General features: G+C 61.8%; 13 protein-coding genes, 1 tRNA gene and 2 pseudogenes. 8 read left to right on the top strand and 8 right to left on the bottom strand.

What is annotated here, in order from left to right; all coding sequences use genetic code 11:
• The first annotated feature begins 235 nt into the window (after window positions 1-235).
• The 4 genes from AB4N42_RS12715 (at window position 236) to AB4N42_RS12700 (ending at window position 2,428) form a co-directional block, all read left to right on the top strand.
• Complete coding sequence (locus tag AB4N42_RS12715; protein WP_460116267.1) at window positions 236-1,432, top strand: amino acid aminotransferase; 1,197 nt, start codon at window positions 236-238, stop codon at window positions 1,430-1,432.
• Between the two features lie 195 nt (window positions 1,433-1,627).
• Window positions 1,628-1,703 (top strand) — tRNA-Asn (locus AB4N42_RS12710).
• Window positions 1,704-1,962: 259 nt separating this feature from the next.
• Window positions 1,963-2,157 carry a hypothetical protein gene (locus AB4N42_RS12705; protein ID WP_003179723.1) on the top strand — a complete coding sequence of 65 codons (195 nt, stop codon included), beginning with the start codon at window positions 1,963-1,965 and terminating at the stop codon, window positions 2,155-2,157.
• Between the two features lie 88 nt (window positions 2,158-2,245).
• Complete coding sequence (locus AB4N42_RS12700; protein WP_030142043.1) at window positions 2,246-2,428, top strand: hypothetical protein; 183 nt, start codon at window positions 2,246-2,248, stop codon at window positions 2,426-2,428.
• Here the strand turns inward: AB4N42_RS12700 and AB4N42_RS12695 are convergent.
• The gene (locus AB4N42_RS12695; protein ID WP_030142044.1) at window positions 2,425-3,486 is read right to left on the bottom strand and encodes an AI-2E family transporter; all 1,062 of its coding nucleotides are present in this window, start codon (window positions 3,484-3,486) and stop codon (window positions 2,425-2,427) included. The two genes, AB4N42_RS12700 and AB4N42_RS12695, sit on opposite strands and share 4 nt — an antisense overlap.
• A gap of 146 nt (window positions 3,487-3,632) precedes the next feature.
• Between AB4N42_RS12695 and trhP the strand changes: the two are divergent.
• Window positions 3,633-4,959 (top strand): annotated as a pseudogene (gene trhP, locus AB4N42_RS12690) (prephenate-dependent tRNA uridine(34) hydroxylase TrhP).
• A 280-nt stretch (window positions 4,960-5,239) separates the two neighbouring features.
• Here trhP and AB4N42_RS12685 read toward each other — a convergent pair.
• The 7 genes and pseudogenes from AB4N42_RS12685 to AB4N42_RS12655 all read right to left on the bottom strand — a co-directional run bounded on the left by AB4N42_RS12685 (window position 5,240) and on the right by AB4N42_RS12655 (window position 11,292).
• On the bottom strand, window positions 5,240-5,995 hold the full coding sequence (locus tag AB4N42_RS12685; RefSeq protein WP_371856978.1) for a methyl-accepting chemotaxis protein: 756 nt from the start codon (window positions 5,993-5,995) through the stop codon (window positions 5,240-5,242).
• A gap of 102 nt (window positions 5,996-6,097) precedes the next feature.
• Window positions 6,098-6,919 (bottom strand): annotated as a pseudogene (locus tag AB4N42_RS12680) (cache domain-containing protein); the annotation flags it as partial.
• 223 nt (window positions 6,920-7,142) lie between these two features.
• Window positions 7,143-8,459: a Na+/H+ antiporter family protein gene (locus AB4N42_RS12675; RefSeq protein WP_187293354.1), complete on the bottom strand. Its 1,317-nt coding sequence runs from the start codon at window positions 8,457-8,459 to the stop codon at window positions 7,143-7,145.
• A 235-nt stretch (window positions 8,460-8,694) separates the two neighbouring features.
• On the bottom strand, window positions 8,695-10,008 hold the full coding sequence (locus AB4N42_RS12670) for an ATP-binding protein (protein ID WP_030142048.1): 1,314 nt from the start codon (window positions 10,006-10,008) through the stop codon (window positions 8,695-8,697).
• On the bottom strand, window positions 10,005-10,673 hold the full coding sequence (locus AB4N42_RS12665) for a response regulator transcription factor (RefSeq protein ID WP_431144902.1): 669 nt from the start codon (window positions 10,671-10,673) through the stop codon (window positions 10,005-10,007). Before AB4N42_RS12665 ends, AB4N42_RS12670 begins: the two co-directional genes overlap by 4 nt.
• Complete coding sequence (locus tag AB4N42_RS12660) at window positions 10,673-10,984, bottom strand: PepSY domain-containing protein (protein ID WP_030142050.1); 312 nt, start codon at window positions 10,982-10,984, stop codon at window positions 10,673-10,675. The genes AB4N42_RS12665 and AB4N42_RS12660 overlap by 1 nt, the downstream gene beginning before the upstream one ends.
• A complete protein-coding gene (locus AB4N42_RS12655) occupies window positions 10,984-11,292 on the bottom strand; it encodes a PepSY domain-containing protein (RefSeq protein ID WP_030142051.1) in 309 nt (102 codons plus the stop codon). Before AB4N42_RS12655 ends, AB4N42_RS12660 begins: the two co-directional genes overlap by 1 nt.
• A 160-nt stretch (window positions 11,293-11,452) precedes the next feature.
• Here AB4N42_RS12655 and AB4N42_RS12650 point away from each other — a divergent pair, with 160 nt between their 5' ends.
• The 3 genes from AB4N42_RS12650 (at window position 11,453) to AB4N42_RS12640 (ending at window position 14,076) form a co-directional block, all read left to right on the top strand.
• Complete coding sequence (locus AB4N42_RS12650; RefSeq protein WP_431144899.1) at window positions 11,453-12,532, top strand: patatin-like phospholipase family protein; 1,080 nt, start codon at window positions 11,453-11,455, stop codon at window positions 12,530-12,532.
• A gap of 83 nt (window positions 12,533-12,615) precedes the next feature.
• The gene (queD, locus tag AB4N42_RS12645; protein WP_025212792.1) at window positions 12,616-12,972 is read left to right on the top strand and encodes a 6-carboxytetrahydropterin synthase QueD; all 357 of its coding nucleotides are present in this window, start codon (window positions 12,616-12,618) and stop codon (window positions 12,970-12,972) included.
• Window positions 12,973-13,260: 288 nt separating this feature from the next.
• Window positions 13,261-14,076 (top strand): alpha/beta fold hydrolase, encoded by an 816-nt coding sequence (locus AB4N42_RS12640; RefSeq protein WP_460116266.1) that lies wholly within the window; start codon window positions 13,261-13,263, stop codon window positions 14,074-14,076.
• Window positions 14,077-14,096 lie beyond the last annotated feature (20 nt).

Here is a 14,096-nt window from a genome sequence, read left to right as displayed (position 1 = left end):
ATGTGGAGGTGAATGCCTTCGCTTTCAAGACGAACGTCCTACACGCCTTGCAGACTTTGACGCTGCGAAGGGACTAACGGTCGAAAAAAATCGAAAATACTTACGGTAAACGCCGATTAGCCTGTCGCCCTGCCCGGTGATGGCCTCTATACTAGCTCCCCGTTTGTGCACCGCTCTAGTGCATCCGGCTGGAGCGCGACACGTCCCCTCACTCTCCATTCAGAGCCGCGCACTAATGAGCCTGTTTTCCGCTGTCGAATTGGCACCACGCGACCCCATCCTGGGCCTCAACGAAGCTTTCAACGCCGACCCCCGTACCAATAAGGTCAACCTGGGCGTGGGTGTTTACTGCAACGAAGAAGGGCGCATTCCATTGCTGCGCGCCGTGGTCGAAGCCGAGACGATTCGCGTGGCCCAGCACGTTTCCCGTGGCTACCTGCCGATCGACGGCATCGCCGCCTACGACCAGGCGGTCCAGACCCTGCTGTTCGGCAAGGACTCCGCGCTGATCGCCTCCGGTCGCGTCATCACCACCCAGGCCGTAGGCGGTACCGGCGCATTGAAGATCGGCGCCGACTTCCTCAAGCAACTGCTGCCTGACGCAGTCGTGGCCATCAGCGACCCGAGCTGGGAAAACCACCGCGCCCTGTTCGAAACCGCCGGCTTCCCGGTGCAGAACTATCGCTACTACGACGCCGCCACCCACGACGTGAACCGCAGCGGCCTGCTGGAAGACCTCAACGCCCTGCCCGACCGTTCGATCGTTGTGCTGCACGCCTGCTGCCACAACCCGACCGGCGTGGACCTGAGCCCGGAAGACTGGAAAAACGTGCTGGCCGTGGTCAAGGCCAAGAACCACGTTCCGTTCCTGGACATGGCCTACCAGGGCTTCGGCAAAGGCATCGATGAAGACGCCGCCGCCGTGCGCCTGTTCGCCGAGTCGGGCCTGACCTTCTTTGCCTCCAGCTCGTTCTCCAAGTCGTTCTCGCTCTACGGCGAGCGCGTCGGCGCCCTGTCGATCGTCAGCGAGTCGAAAGAAGAAAGTGCCCGCGTGCTGTCCCAGGTCAAGCGCGTGATCCGCACCAACTATTCCAACCCGCCGACCCACGGCGCCAGCATCGCCGCCGCGGTGCTCAACAGCCCAGAGCTGCGGGCCCAGTGGGAAGAAGAACTGGCCGAGATGCGCCTGCGCATTCGCGGCATGCGCGACCAGATGGTGGACATGCTGGCCAAGGCCGCGCCGCACCACGACTTCAGCTTCGTCGCACGCCAGAGCGGGATGTTCTCCTACTCCGGCCTGACCGTCGAACAAGTGACGCGCCTGCGCAACGAGTTCGGCATCTATGCCCTGGACACCGGCCGCATCTGCGTGGCCGCGCTGAACCAGAACAACATCGAAGCGGTGACCAAGGCCATCGTCCAGGTGATCTGACACTCGATGGGGTGAAAAATGGGAGGCCCTTGGCCTCCCGTTTTTTTGGGCCAACCTTGTGGCGAGGGTTAGTGTTCCGGCCGGAGCTGTGTGAAGCGGTAACATTTGCTACCTGAACGCCTCAGCCACGAAAATCCCGCCCAATCATCAACCCAAGCTTGACTTCTCTTTTCCAATCAGTAACATACGCGTCATTCCGCGATAGCTCAGTTGGTAGAGCAAGTGACTGTTAATCACTGGGTCCCTGGTTCGAGTCCAGGTCGTGGAGCCAGACAGCAATAATCAAAGCCCTTGAATCGAAAGATCCAGGGGCTTTTTTGTGGGCGCTTTTCCAGCCTCCAAGGCCCGCTGATGGCCGTGGACCGCCTGTCCAAGGTCGCTACCAGAACAATAATCTGGCGCCAATGCGGCATCATGGTCTGAATCCTGCTTTGTTTTTCCAACTCCCCAAGCTGTCACCTGAGCGTCATGGCGGTGCCGCACACTGTCCCGGTCCGCCATTGCAGCTTCATAACAACAAGGACGAAGCCATGCCAACACAAAACCCTCACCGCATCGTCGGACTGTGCACCTCGAGCAAGGTGTACAACGCACTGACCGAGCTCAAGCACCTGGAAGGCCACCGCAGCGCCAAGTTCCTTTCCCTGCTCGCGGAAAACCTGGTCCGCAAGGGCCTGCTCAACGAGCAGGAAGTGGTGCACATGCTCGATCTGGTGGTCGATTGAGCGACATCGATTCCAACTATCGAGCCTGTTGATTTTTCCTCATCCCGCAGGACACGTAAGGTAACCCCATCGATTGATGGAGGTTCCCATGCCGAAGGTTCAAATCATGTCTGTTGTTGGCAGCGCCGTCCCCGCCCCGCTCAGGGAGCGCGGCCTGTTGGCTTGCTGGTATCTGGTGCAGGACGGCGTGACCGTCAGCGGCCCGCTGACTTCCCTGCCCGCCGCCCAAGCCATGTCGCAGCGTATCGGCCCTTACTTGCTGCGCGCCTAGGGCAACTGAACCCGAGGCGTGTTCTCGACGAACAACGCCCAGCAGGACATGAACAGCGCCGCGATCAACGGGCCGATGACGAAGCCGTTCAGGCCGAACACCGCCAACCCGCCCAGCGTCGAGACCAGCACCATGTAATCGGGCATCTTGGTGTCCTTGCCCACCAGGATCGGACGCAGGAAGTTGTCCACCAGGCCGATCACGAAGACGCCGAACAGCACCAGCACCACGCCCTGCCAGATCGAGCCGGAAAGCAGGAAATACACAGCCACCGGCGCCCAGACGATACCCGCGCCCACGGCCGGCAACAGTGACAGGAACGCCATCAGCACCGCCCAAGGCAACACCGTCGGAATGCCCAACACCCAGAAAATCAAGCCCCCCAGCGCACCTTGGGTGATCGCGACGAGCAGGTTGCCCTTCACGGTCGCCCGCACCACCCGGTTGAATTTCAGTTGCAGGCGGCGCTTCTGGTGCTCGGCCAAAGGCACGGCCGAGCGCACCTTGCGCACCAGCTCCGGACCGTCGCGCAGGAAGAAGAACAGCAAATAAAGCATCACGAAAAAACTCACCAGGAACTGGAACGTGCCCTGGCCGAAACTGAATGCCTGGGTGGCGAAGAACTCGCTGCCCTGCATCGCGCTCTTGACGATCTTGTCCCGCAGCCCGCTCAGGTTGCCCAAGCCGAAACGATCCAGCAGATGCTGGAAGTACGGCGGCAGCGCGTCCTTGAAGCGAGCCAGGTAATCGGCAACATCCAGCTCGCCGCTTTCCAGGCTCTTGTACAGCGCCGCACCTTCCTGGACCAGCAAGGTACTGATGACAATCACCGGCAAGATCGCAATCAGCGTGCAGATGGCCAGGGTCAACAGCGTGGTGAGGTTGCGCGGCCAGTTGAGCTTGAATTGCAGGCGACGCTGCAGCGGCGCGAAGACGATACCCAGGATGACCGCCCAGAACACCGCCCCATAGAACGGCAGCAGGATCCAGACGAAGGCGATGCTGACCAGGATCAGCAGTACCATCTGCGACTTGTTTTGGAGGTTCTTGCGGTTCATTTGCTTTCCATGTCCTTGGCAGATAAACGTTAGTCCGCCAGGACTCGCCGGAGTGCCGTCGCGTCTGCCGCGCATCCTTGATCCAGATCAATACCGCCTGGCCGGCCGTGGCCTACCCTCGCCGCTTTTTGCGATCCGACGCCACCATGCCCCTCGTAGCCCCCGAACTGCTCGCCCCCGCTGGCACCTTGAAAAACATGCGCTATGCCTTTGCCTACGGTGCCGACGCGGTATACGCCGGTCAACCGCGCTACAGCTTGCGGGTGCGCAACAATGAATTCGACCACGCCAACCTGGCCGTCGGCATCGACGAGGCCCACGCGCAGGGCAAACGTTTCTACGTGGTGGTGAACATCGCCCCGCACAACGCCAAGTTGCGCACGTTCCTCAAGGATCTTGAACCGGTGATCGCCATGGGGCCGGACGCTTTGATCATGTCCGACCCTGGACTGATCATGCTGGTCCGCCGACATTTCCCGCACATGCCGATCCACCTGTCGGTACAGGCCAATACGGTGAACTGGGCGAGTGTCGAGTTCTGGCAACAACAGGGCCTGAGCCGGATCATCCTGTCCCGGGAGTTGTCGCTGGAGGAAATCGCCGAGATTCGCCAGCAGGTGCCGGCCATGGAACTGGAGGTGTTCGTCCACGGCGCGTTGTGCATGGCCTATTCCGGACGCTGCCTGCTGTCCGGCTATCTGAACAAGCGCGATGCCAACCAGGGCAGTTGCACCAACGCCTGTCGCTGGAAATATTCAGCGCAACCGGCGATGGAAAACGCCGTGGGGGATATCGTCCAGGTGTATCAGCCGGAACCGACCCTGGGCCTCGGCGCGCCGACCGACCAAGTGTTTTTGCTGCGAGAGGCCAATCGCCCGGACGAATCCATGCCCGCCTTCGAAGACGAGCATGGCACCTACATCATGAACGCCAAGGACCTGCGAGCCGTGCACCATGTGGAAAAACTGACCCACATGGGCGTGCATTCATTGAAGATCGAGGGCCGGACCAAGTCGCACTTCTATTGCGCGCGCACCACCCAGGTCTATCGCCGCGCCATCGATGACGCCATGGCTGGCCGGGAATTCGACCGCAGCCTCATGGCCGACCTGGAATCCCTCGCCCAGCGCGGCTACACCGAAGGCTTCTTGCGCTCGGCATGTGCATGACGAATACCAGAACTACCAGAACGGCAGCTCGGTATCGGAGCGCCAGCAGTTCGTCGGGGAGCTGACCGGCGCCCGGCGCGAGCGCTTGGCCGAGGTCCGGGTAAAGAACCGCTTCGGCCTGGGGGATCACATGGAGCTGATGACACCCAAGGGCAATTTCCACTTCGACCTGCACCAGTTGCAGAACATCAAGGGCCAAGGCATCGACGTCGCGCCGGGGGACGGGCATGTGGTGTATGTGCCGATTCCGGATGCGGTGGATTTGCGGTTCGGGTTGTTGATGCGGGATGTGCGGGAGCCATAGCACTGGCACTGATCCGATAATGCAGGCGCAACCAAACAACTGTGGGAGCGAGCTTGCTCGCGATGGCGGTGGGTCAGTCAAATGAATGCTGGCTGATCCGCCGCCATCGCGAGCAAGCTCGCTCCCCACAAGGTTTTGTTGTGTTTGCGTCTGTCGAACCCGGCAGAAACTGCCGAAGGCTGCGATCCTCCGCTCTCGATAAGGCCTGGCGGGCCAGGCGAAAAACGTCTGGATCGAAAGCGAAAGATCGCAGCCTTCGGCAGCTCCTGCTGCCCCGGGATCAGATCCGGAACTGCCCCACCAACTTGCCCAGGCGCTGGCCCAGGTCGGCCAGGCTACGGGAAGTCTGGGCGCCGAGCTGGGTTTCGTCGGCGACGCTGTCCACGGCCACGGCAATCTGGTGCACGCTGCGGTTGATTTCCTCGGCCACGGCGGTTTGTTCCTCGGCGGCGCTGGCAATCTGGGCGTTCATCGAGTTGATGGTGCCGATCAGCTGGGCCATGGTATCCAGCGACGCGCCAGCCTCGTTGGCCCGTTCCGAAGTACCATCGCCAGCCTCGCTGGAACGGCGCATGGCCTCCACCGCCGCATGGGTACCCGACTGCAGGCGGTCGATCATCCCCTGGATTTCCTGGGTACTTTGCTGGGTCCGGCTGGCCAGGGCGCGAACTTCATCGGCCACCACCGCAAAACCACGCCCCGCCTCACCGGCACGCGCAGCCTCGATAGCAGCGTTGAGGGCCAGCAGGTTGGTCTGCTCGGCAATCGAACGAATCACCCCAAGCACGCTGACAATCGAAGCCACGTCCTGTTGCAGGCTGTCCAGGGACACCCCGCTGCTGCGGATATCGTTCACTAGTGCATGAATCTGCTGGATGCTGCCGGCCACCACCCGCTTGGCGGACTGGCCTTCTTCATCGGTCTGCTGGGCCGCGACGGCAGCACCCTGGGCACTGCGAGCGACTTCCTGGGCTGCGGACGACATCTCGTTGATCGCCGTGGCGACCTGATCGGTCTCGTGGCGCTGGCGCTCCATCGCCTGTTCGGAGCGCTGTGCCTGCTCGGACACCTGTGTTACCAGGCCGGTCAGTTGCGAGGTCATGTCGGTGATCTGCCGCACCAGGCCATGGATCTTGTCGACAAAACGGTTGAACGAACCGGCCAGTTGGCCCAGCTCATCCTGACTGGTGATCGCCAGGCGCCGGGTCAGGTCGCCCTCGCCCGCCGCGATGTCGTCGAGGTTGTCTTTCATCAGGTGCAGCGGCCGCAGGATGGTGTTGGCGAGCAGCAGGCCCACCACCGCGATCACCAGCAACACCACGGCGGCAATCCCGACGATGCTCAGGATCACGCCTTGCACGCGGTCGTGGACCTTGGCTTCCACCAGTGCGACCTGGGCTTCGATGCCGTCCAGGTTGACCGAGCTGCCGACCGCCATGTCCCATTTGGACAGGTATTCGGTATAGCCGAGCTTGGGCACCAGGTCCTTGCTGCCGGGCAGCGGCGAGCTGTATTCCAGGTAATGCGTACCGTCCTTGGCGACTTTCACCAGGTCGCGGTTGACGTAGACACCGTTCGGGTCGCGGTTGTCCTTGAAACTCTTGCCCACGCCATCGGGGCTGTTGGCCTTGAACAGGCGAATGGTCTCGGAGTCGTAGCCGAAGAAGTAACCATCCTTGCCATAACTGACGTTGGACAGCAGCTTGATCGCCTGGGCGCGTGCCTCGTTGTCGCCAGGCGCGGCGGCATCGTAGAGCGGCTTGATCGCGGTAAGGCCCACCGCCACGTAGTTCTGCAACGTGGCCTTGGCTTCGCTGAGCAGACGCTCGCGAGTTTGCTGGACTTCGTTGCTGGCTTGCTCCTTCAAGATGAATGCCGTGGTCAAGCTGATGATCACCGCAGACAGCAAAACCGGCAGTATTGCCAGGGACAGGACTTTAGCCTTCAGGCTCAGGCGCATGCTGTTCACTCTTGTAGATGTTATGGCGTGGTTAGCTGGGTTAACGGCAGCGCACGGCAAAACTGTAGGACAAGGTGAACGGTTGGCGGGAGTCATTGAATTCAAGGGCCCCATCGCGAGCAAGCTCGCTCCCACAGGGGGATGATGCGAACACAAAATGTGTGAGCACCACCGGACCCTGTGGGAGCGAGCTTGCTCGCGAAGAAGGCGGCGCGGTCTTGGCCTACAACACCATCGCCGCCACCCAACCAAACGCCAGCAGCGGCAGGTTGTAGTGGAGGAAGGTCGGGACCACGGTGTCCCAGATATGGTGGTGCTGGCCATCGATGTTCAGGCCGGAGGTCGGGCCCAAGGTCGAGTCCGAGGCGGGCGAGCCGGCGTCGCCCAGGGCACCCGCGGTGCCGACGATGCAAACGATCGCCAGCGGGCTGAAGCCCAGTTGCAGGCACAGCGGCACGAAGATGGTCGCCAGGATCGGCACCGTGGAAAACGACGAGCCGATGCCCATGGTCACCAACAGCCCCACCAGCAACATCAGCAGCGCACCGACACCCTTGTTGTGGCCGATCCAGGCCGCCGAGGTTTCCACCAGGCTCTGGACTTCACCGGTGGCCTTCATCACTTCGGCGAAGCCCGAGGCGGCGATCATGATGAAACCGATCATCGCCATCATCTTCATGCCTTCGGTGAACAGGTCATCGGTCTCGCGCCAACGCACCACACCCGAGACCGAGAAGATCAGGAAGCCCGCCAGCGCACCGATGATCATCGAATCGAGCAGCAGCTGGATGGCGAATGCCGCCGCGATCGCCAGCCCCGCCACCAGCAGACTGAGGGGGTTGTAGCGTACGGTGACCTGCTCGGCGCGAGCGATCTTCTTCAGGTCGTAGACGCGTTTTTTTCGATAGGAAATGAACGACAGCACCAGGCCAAACACCATGCCCAGCGCCGGGATGCCCATGGCGTGGGTGATGTTGATGCCGCTGACGTCCACGCCACTGCGGGCGATATTGGCGAGCAGGATCTCATTGAGGAAGATGTTGCCGAAGCCCACCGGCAGGAACATATACGGTGTGATCAGGCCGAAGGTCATGACGCAGGCGATCAGCCGGCGGTCCAGCTGCAGCTTGGTCAGCACATAAAGCAGCGGCGGCACCAGCAGCGGGATGAAGGCGATGTGAATGGGCAAGATGTTCTGCGAGGCGACGGCAACCGTGCCCAGCAGGCCGATCAGCACCCATTTGACGCCTGTGCCGCCCGCGGCGTCCTGACGATCCACCATGGCCAGGGCCTTGTCGGCCAGGGCGTGGGCCATGCCGGATTTGGCAATCGCCACCGCGAAAGCGCCCAGCAGCGCGTAGGACAATGCCACCGTCGCACCGCCACCGAGGCCTGCGTTGAACGCCTTGAGCGTCGCCTCGATCCCCAGGCCACCCATCAAGCCGCCGACCAATGCGCCGACAATCAGCGCGATCACCACGTGCACGCGGGACAAGCTGAGCACCAGCATGACGCCAACCGCGGCAATTACTGCATTTATCATCGTTACCTCAAAGCACAGCGATGGAAAGCCACCGGACAAAAAGGTCGCGACTTTGCAGCAAGCGGCGGCAAGCTGCAAGGGCCATGCAGCGGGTTTTGCAGTCACTGCCCATCCATTGTGGGAGCGAGCTTGCTCGCGATAGCGGAGGGTCAGTCGATATTCATTTTGCTGAACTGACGCTATCGCGAGCAAGCTCGCTCCCACAGGGGCTCTGCGCCACCATTGGTATGTTTCAGCGCCTGGGCAAGTCGATCACGACTTTCAACCCGCCCCATTCGCTTTCATCCAACGCCAACGTCCCGCCCCAGGTATCTACGATGTCGCGCACGATGCCCAGGCCCAGGCCGTGGCCGTCCGTCTGCTCGTCCAGGCGCGTGCCGCGGCTGAAGACCTGGTCGCGGCGGTCTTCGGGGATGCCCGGGCCGTCGTCCTCCACGGTCAGGCTGAAGCCCTCGGCCGTCTCGGTCACGCTCAAGCGCACTTCGGCGTCGGCCCATTTGCAGGCGTTGTCCAACAGGTTGCCCAACAGTTCCAGCAGGTCTTCCCGATCCCACGGCAGGTGCAAGCCGGGCGGCGCGACGCAGGCCAGATGCAGGTGCTCGCCATGGATCATGTTCAACGTCGCCAGCAACCCCGGCAACTCGGCGTCGCAGTCCAAGTGCGCACCGGGCAAGGCATCGCCCGCCAACCGGGCGCGGTTGAGTTCGCGGTTCAGGCGCTGGCGGACCTGTTCAAGTTGTTCAAGCAACAGCTTGCGCAACTCCGGATAGGGATCGAGCTTTTCGTTCGAGGCCAGGCTTTGCAGCACCGCCAGCGGGGTTTTCAAGGCATGGCCCAGGTTACCGAGGGCATTGCGTGATCGCTTGAGGCTGTCTTCGGTATGGGCCAGCAGGTGGTTGATCTGTGCCACCAGCGGCTCCAGCTCCCTCGGTACCTGTTCATCGAGCTGCGAACGCTGCCCGCGCTGCAATTGGGCGATCTGCTCCCGGGCTTTCTCCAAGGGACGCAAGGCGCGCTGCACCGTAAGCCGTTGCAACAGCAGAATCAGCAGCAAGCCCGCCAAGCCAAGGCCAAGGCCGACCTGCTGCATTCGCAGGAAGCTGTCACGCACCGGGGTGTAGTCCTGGGCGACGCTGATGGAAATGGCCTGGCCCAGGCGTCGATAGTCGGTGCGCAAGACCAGCAGTTTCTGGCCTTCGGGACCCAGTTGCAGGTTGCTGTGCAGCCCCGGATGGTCGAGCTGGGGCAGTTCCTGGTCCCATAGGGAACGAGAGCGCCAATGCTCTTCGGCAAAATCGATACGGAAGTAATGTCCCGAAAACGGTCTTAGATAAGCCGGGGACAAGCGTCGCTCATCCAGTTGCAGGCCTTGCGGACCACGTACCAGCGCCACCAACAGGTTTTCACTGTCGTTGCGCAATCCTGCTTCCAGGTAACGCTGCAAGCCCAACTCGAACAACCACAGACTGGTCTGTGCCAGGATCAGGCCGACCACGACCATCACACCGATCAGTCCAAGGCTCAGGCGCCGCTGGATGGATCTCACTGCGCCTGTCCGCCGAACAGGTAACCCTGGCCGCGGCGGGTTTCGATCACGCTGCGCCCCAGTTTGCGGCGCAGGTGATTGACGTGGACTTCCAGCACATTGGAATCGCGCTCGGTTTCACCGTCATACAGGTGCTCGGCGAGATGACTTTTGGACAGGATTTGTTCGGGATGGAGCATGAAATAGCGCAACAGGCGGAACTCGGCGGCGGTCAATTGGATTTCCGCGCCGTCGCGAATCACGCATTGCCGACCTTCGTCCAGATGCAATCCCGCCGCCTGTAGCGTGGGCTGATTGACCTGGCCATGGGAACGGCGCAGCAGCGCCTGGATGCGCAGGTGCAGTTCCTCGGGATGGAACGGCTTGGTCAGGTAATCATCGGCCCCGGCCTTGAGCCCTTCGATGCGCTCGGCCCAGGACCCCCGGGCGGTGAGAATCAGCACCGGGGCGGTCAAGCCAGCCGCCCGCCATTGGGTCAGGACGTCGAGTCCCGGAACTCCGGGCAGGCCAAGGTCGAGAATGATCAAGTCGTAGGGCTCGCTGCTGCCCTGGTAAACCGCATCGCGACCATCGGCGAGCCAATCGACTGCGTAACCCTGTCGGGCCAGCCCGGCCATCAGCTCGTCGGCCAGGGGAACATGGTCTTCCACGAGGAGCAGGCGCATCAATCTTCCTTATCTTTGAGTAAACGGCCGGTTGCGGCCTCAAGGTCCAGTTCGCGCACTACGCCATCGGTATCCAGCAGCTCGACTTCATAAATGTAGACGCCGTGCTTTTCCTCAAGCTCGGCTTCCAGCAACTTGGCACCGGGGTGGCGGTCCAGTGCCTGTTGGAGCAAGTGTTCCAAGGGCAGTATCACGCCCTGCTGGCGCAATTGCAGGGCTTCGTCCTGATCCAGGTCTCGGGCTGCCGCCAGCGAGCAAAACGTCAACAGCGCCAGCGCCCAGCGGCTGCGGGCGCGAAGATTAAGCTTCATTACGTATCCTGATGATTCTTGAGCACCTCGCCGGTAACGGCGTCGAGTTCCAGGTCCCACTCGATGCCTTTGGCATCACGCAGGTCCACCTTGTAACGGTACTTGCCGTAATCCTCTTCCAGCTCGGTATCGGTCACCTTGGCATCAGGGTGTTTGGCCAGGGCAGCGGCGTTGAGTTTCTCGAAGGACAGGATGGTACCAGCGTCCAGCAGTTTTTTGGCCTCGTGGTCATGGAGGTCTCTGGCTTGAGCCAAGCCAGCGGTCAGGATCATGAACGTCGCGATAAAAAAGGCAGTCAGGCGGTTCACGGGTTATCTCCTTTTTATAATTTCACCGGAAAACTGTATCGGGGTGAACTTAACTGAAACTGAATTGCCATCATGGAACACATGTCAATCTGGGAGCTTGCTCGCTCCCACAGGGTCTTGTGTCGTTATAATTCACCGCTTGCCAGCATTCGAGACCGGTATGACCGCCATCCATATCAAGTTCCCCGCCCTTGCCCTCAAGGCCGGCCCCCGTGCCTTTCAGCGTATCCGCCAGGCGGGCCTCAGTGCCGCCGACGTCGGCACCCTGCCCGGCGCCGCCGGTGGTCCGAAGGCATTGGGTATCCAGGGGCTGGACCTGGCACTGTTCGGTGAATGGCTCCCCGCCGCGCCCCGGGAGCGTTCGCTGATCGGCGCTTCGGTTGGCTCCTGGCGCTTTGCCAGCGCCTGCCTGCCGAACGCAGCCGAGGGCATCCAGCGCCTGGGCACGTTGTATAACGAACAGAGTTTCGCCAAAGGCGTGACCATGGCAGGCGTCAGCCAAAGCTCCCAGCGCATGCTCGATGACTTGCTGGAAGGCCGCGACCTGACGATCCTCGACAACCCGCATTACCGGCTCAACATCATGGTAGTCAAGAGCCACGGCCTGCTGTCACAAGACCACCGAGGCCGGCTGGGCCTGGGTTTGTCGTCGGTGATTGCCGACAACCTGCGGGGCCGCGCACGCCTGTCGCGGCATTTCGAACGACTGATCGTGCACGACCCACGCCTGGCCCCACCGCTGCACCCGCTGACAGACTTCCCGTCGCGCTTCGTGCCCCTGGTGGCCGGCAACCTGCGCCAGGCACTGCTGGCGTCCGGCTCGATCCCGATGGTGATGGAAGGCGTGCGCGACCTCCCCGGTGCCGGCGCGGGCACCTACCGCGACGGCGGCCTACTGGACTACCACCTCGACCTGCCCTACAGCGGCGAAGATATCGTCCTCTATCCGCATTTCACCGACCGGGTCATTCCCGGCTGGTTCGACAAGGGCCTGCCATGGCGCAAGGGCAACGCCGAGCGCCTCCAGGACGTGCTGTTGCTTGCCCCATCGCGCGAATACCTGGCCCGCCTGCCGTACGGCAAACTACCGGACCGCAACGACTTCAAGCGCTTCATGGGCGACGACCCGAGCCGCCGCAAATACTGGCGCACCGCGATGGACGAAAGCCGCCGGCTCGGCGACGAATTCCTGGAACTGACGGCCAACGGTGGATTGGGCGAGCGTTTGCTGACCCTTTAGTCAGCATGCTCGCGCATCACACGGATCAACCTGATAAACTCCGCCGCCTGCCTCGCGACCGCTACCTTAAAGAGCCTGAACCTGTGGAAATCTTCAAAGAATTCACCTTCGAATCCGCCCACCGTCTGCCCCACGTGCCCGAAGGCCACAAGTGCGGCCGGCTGCATGGCCACTCGTTCAAGGTGGCGATCCACCTCAGTGGCGACATCGACCCGCATACGGGCTGGATTCGCGACTTCTCGGAAATCAAGGCGATCTTCAAGCCGCTCTACGAGCGCCTTGACCACAACTACCTCAACGACATCCCTGGCCTGGAAAACCCGACCAGCGAAGTCCTGGCCAAGTGGATCTGGAATGAGTTGAAGCCGCTACTGCCGGAACTCAGCGCCATTCGCATCCACGAGACCTGCACCAGCGGCTGCATCTATCACGGCGAATAAAAACCGGCGCAGCTCCCTGGCGAGCCTTCTGTGACAAGGAAACTTCTGTGGCGAGGGAGCTTGCTCCCGCTGGGCTCTGTAGGAGCTGGCGAAGGCTCGGGCCGCGTTCGGACGATCTTTTGATCTTTCAATTGAGTTCAAATTCTGGGAAAAAAGATCGCAGCCTCGCTTCGCTCGGCAGCTCCTACAAGCCCAGCGGGAGCAAGCTCCCTCGCCACAAGGTTGTCCCTGCTGAATCCCATTGACCTATGCTTGATCCCCTGAGCCATTTTCAGTGGAGTATCAAGCATGACCAACGGGCCGCTGGATCAGGTCTACGACTTCAACGGGCATTCTGTCCGCTACGCCATCCACGGCGAAGGCCCGCCGCTGGTATTCGTCCATGGCACGCCGTTTTCTTCCTATGTATGGCATCGGATCGCGCCGCTGTTCTTCACTACGCACCGAGTGCACTACTTCGACCTGCTGGGTTATGGCCAGTCCACGCAACCGGATGCCGACGTGTCCCTGGGCGTACAGAACCAACTGCTTGCCCAACTGCTGGAACACTGGAAGCTGGAACGCCCCGACGTGGTGGCCCACGACTTCGGCGGAGCCACCGCGCTGCGTACGCACCTGCTCAATGGCAAGGACTACCGCAGCCTCACCCTGATCGACCCGGTGGCCCTTTCCCCGTGGGGTTCACCTTTTGTCCAGCACGTGCGCCGGCACGAAGCGGCGTTCAGCGGCCTCCCCGATTACATTCAGCAGGCCATCGTGCCGACTTATATCCGCGGCGCGATCAAGCGGGACATTCCCGATGAAGAATTGGCGCCCTACGTGCAACCGTGGCTTGGCGAGCCGGGCCAGGCGGCGTTCTATCGGCAGATTGCGCAGATGGACGAGTGCTACACCTGCGAGGTCGAAGGGCTGTACCCGAGCGTACGCTGCCCGATCCAGATATTGTGGGGCGAAGATGACCAGTGGATCCCCATCGAGCGCGGTCGGACGTTGCACGGGATGATTCCGGGGGCGCTGTTTCAGCCCGTTCCGAACGCTGGGCACCTGGTCCAGGAAGACGCGCCGGAAGTGATTGTCGCGGCAGTTATGCGGTTCCTGGCGTGACTTCCCTCGATACAAGCACG

The sequence above is a fragment of the Pseudomonas sp. H2_D02 genome, from assembly GCF_054677635.1.
This window is presented reverse-complemented; position numbering and strand designations above follow the sequence as displayed.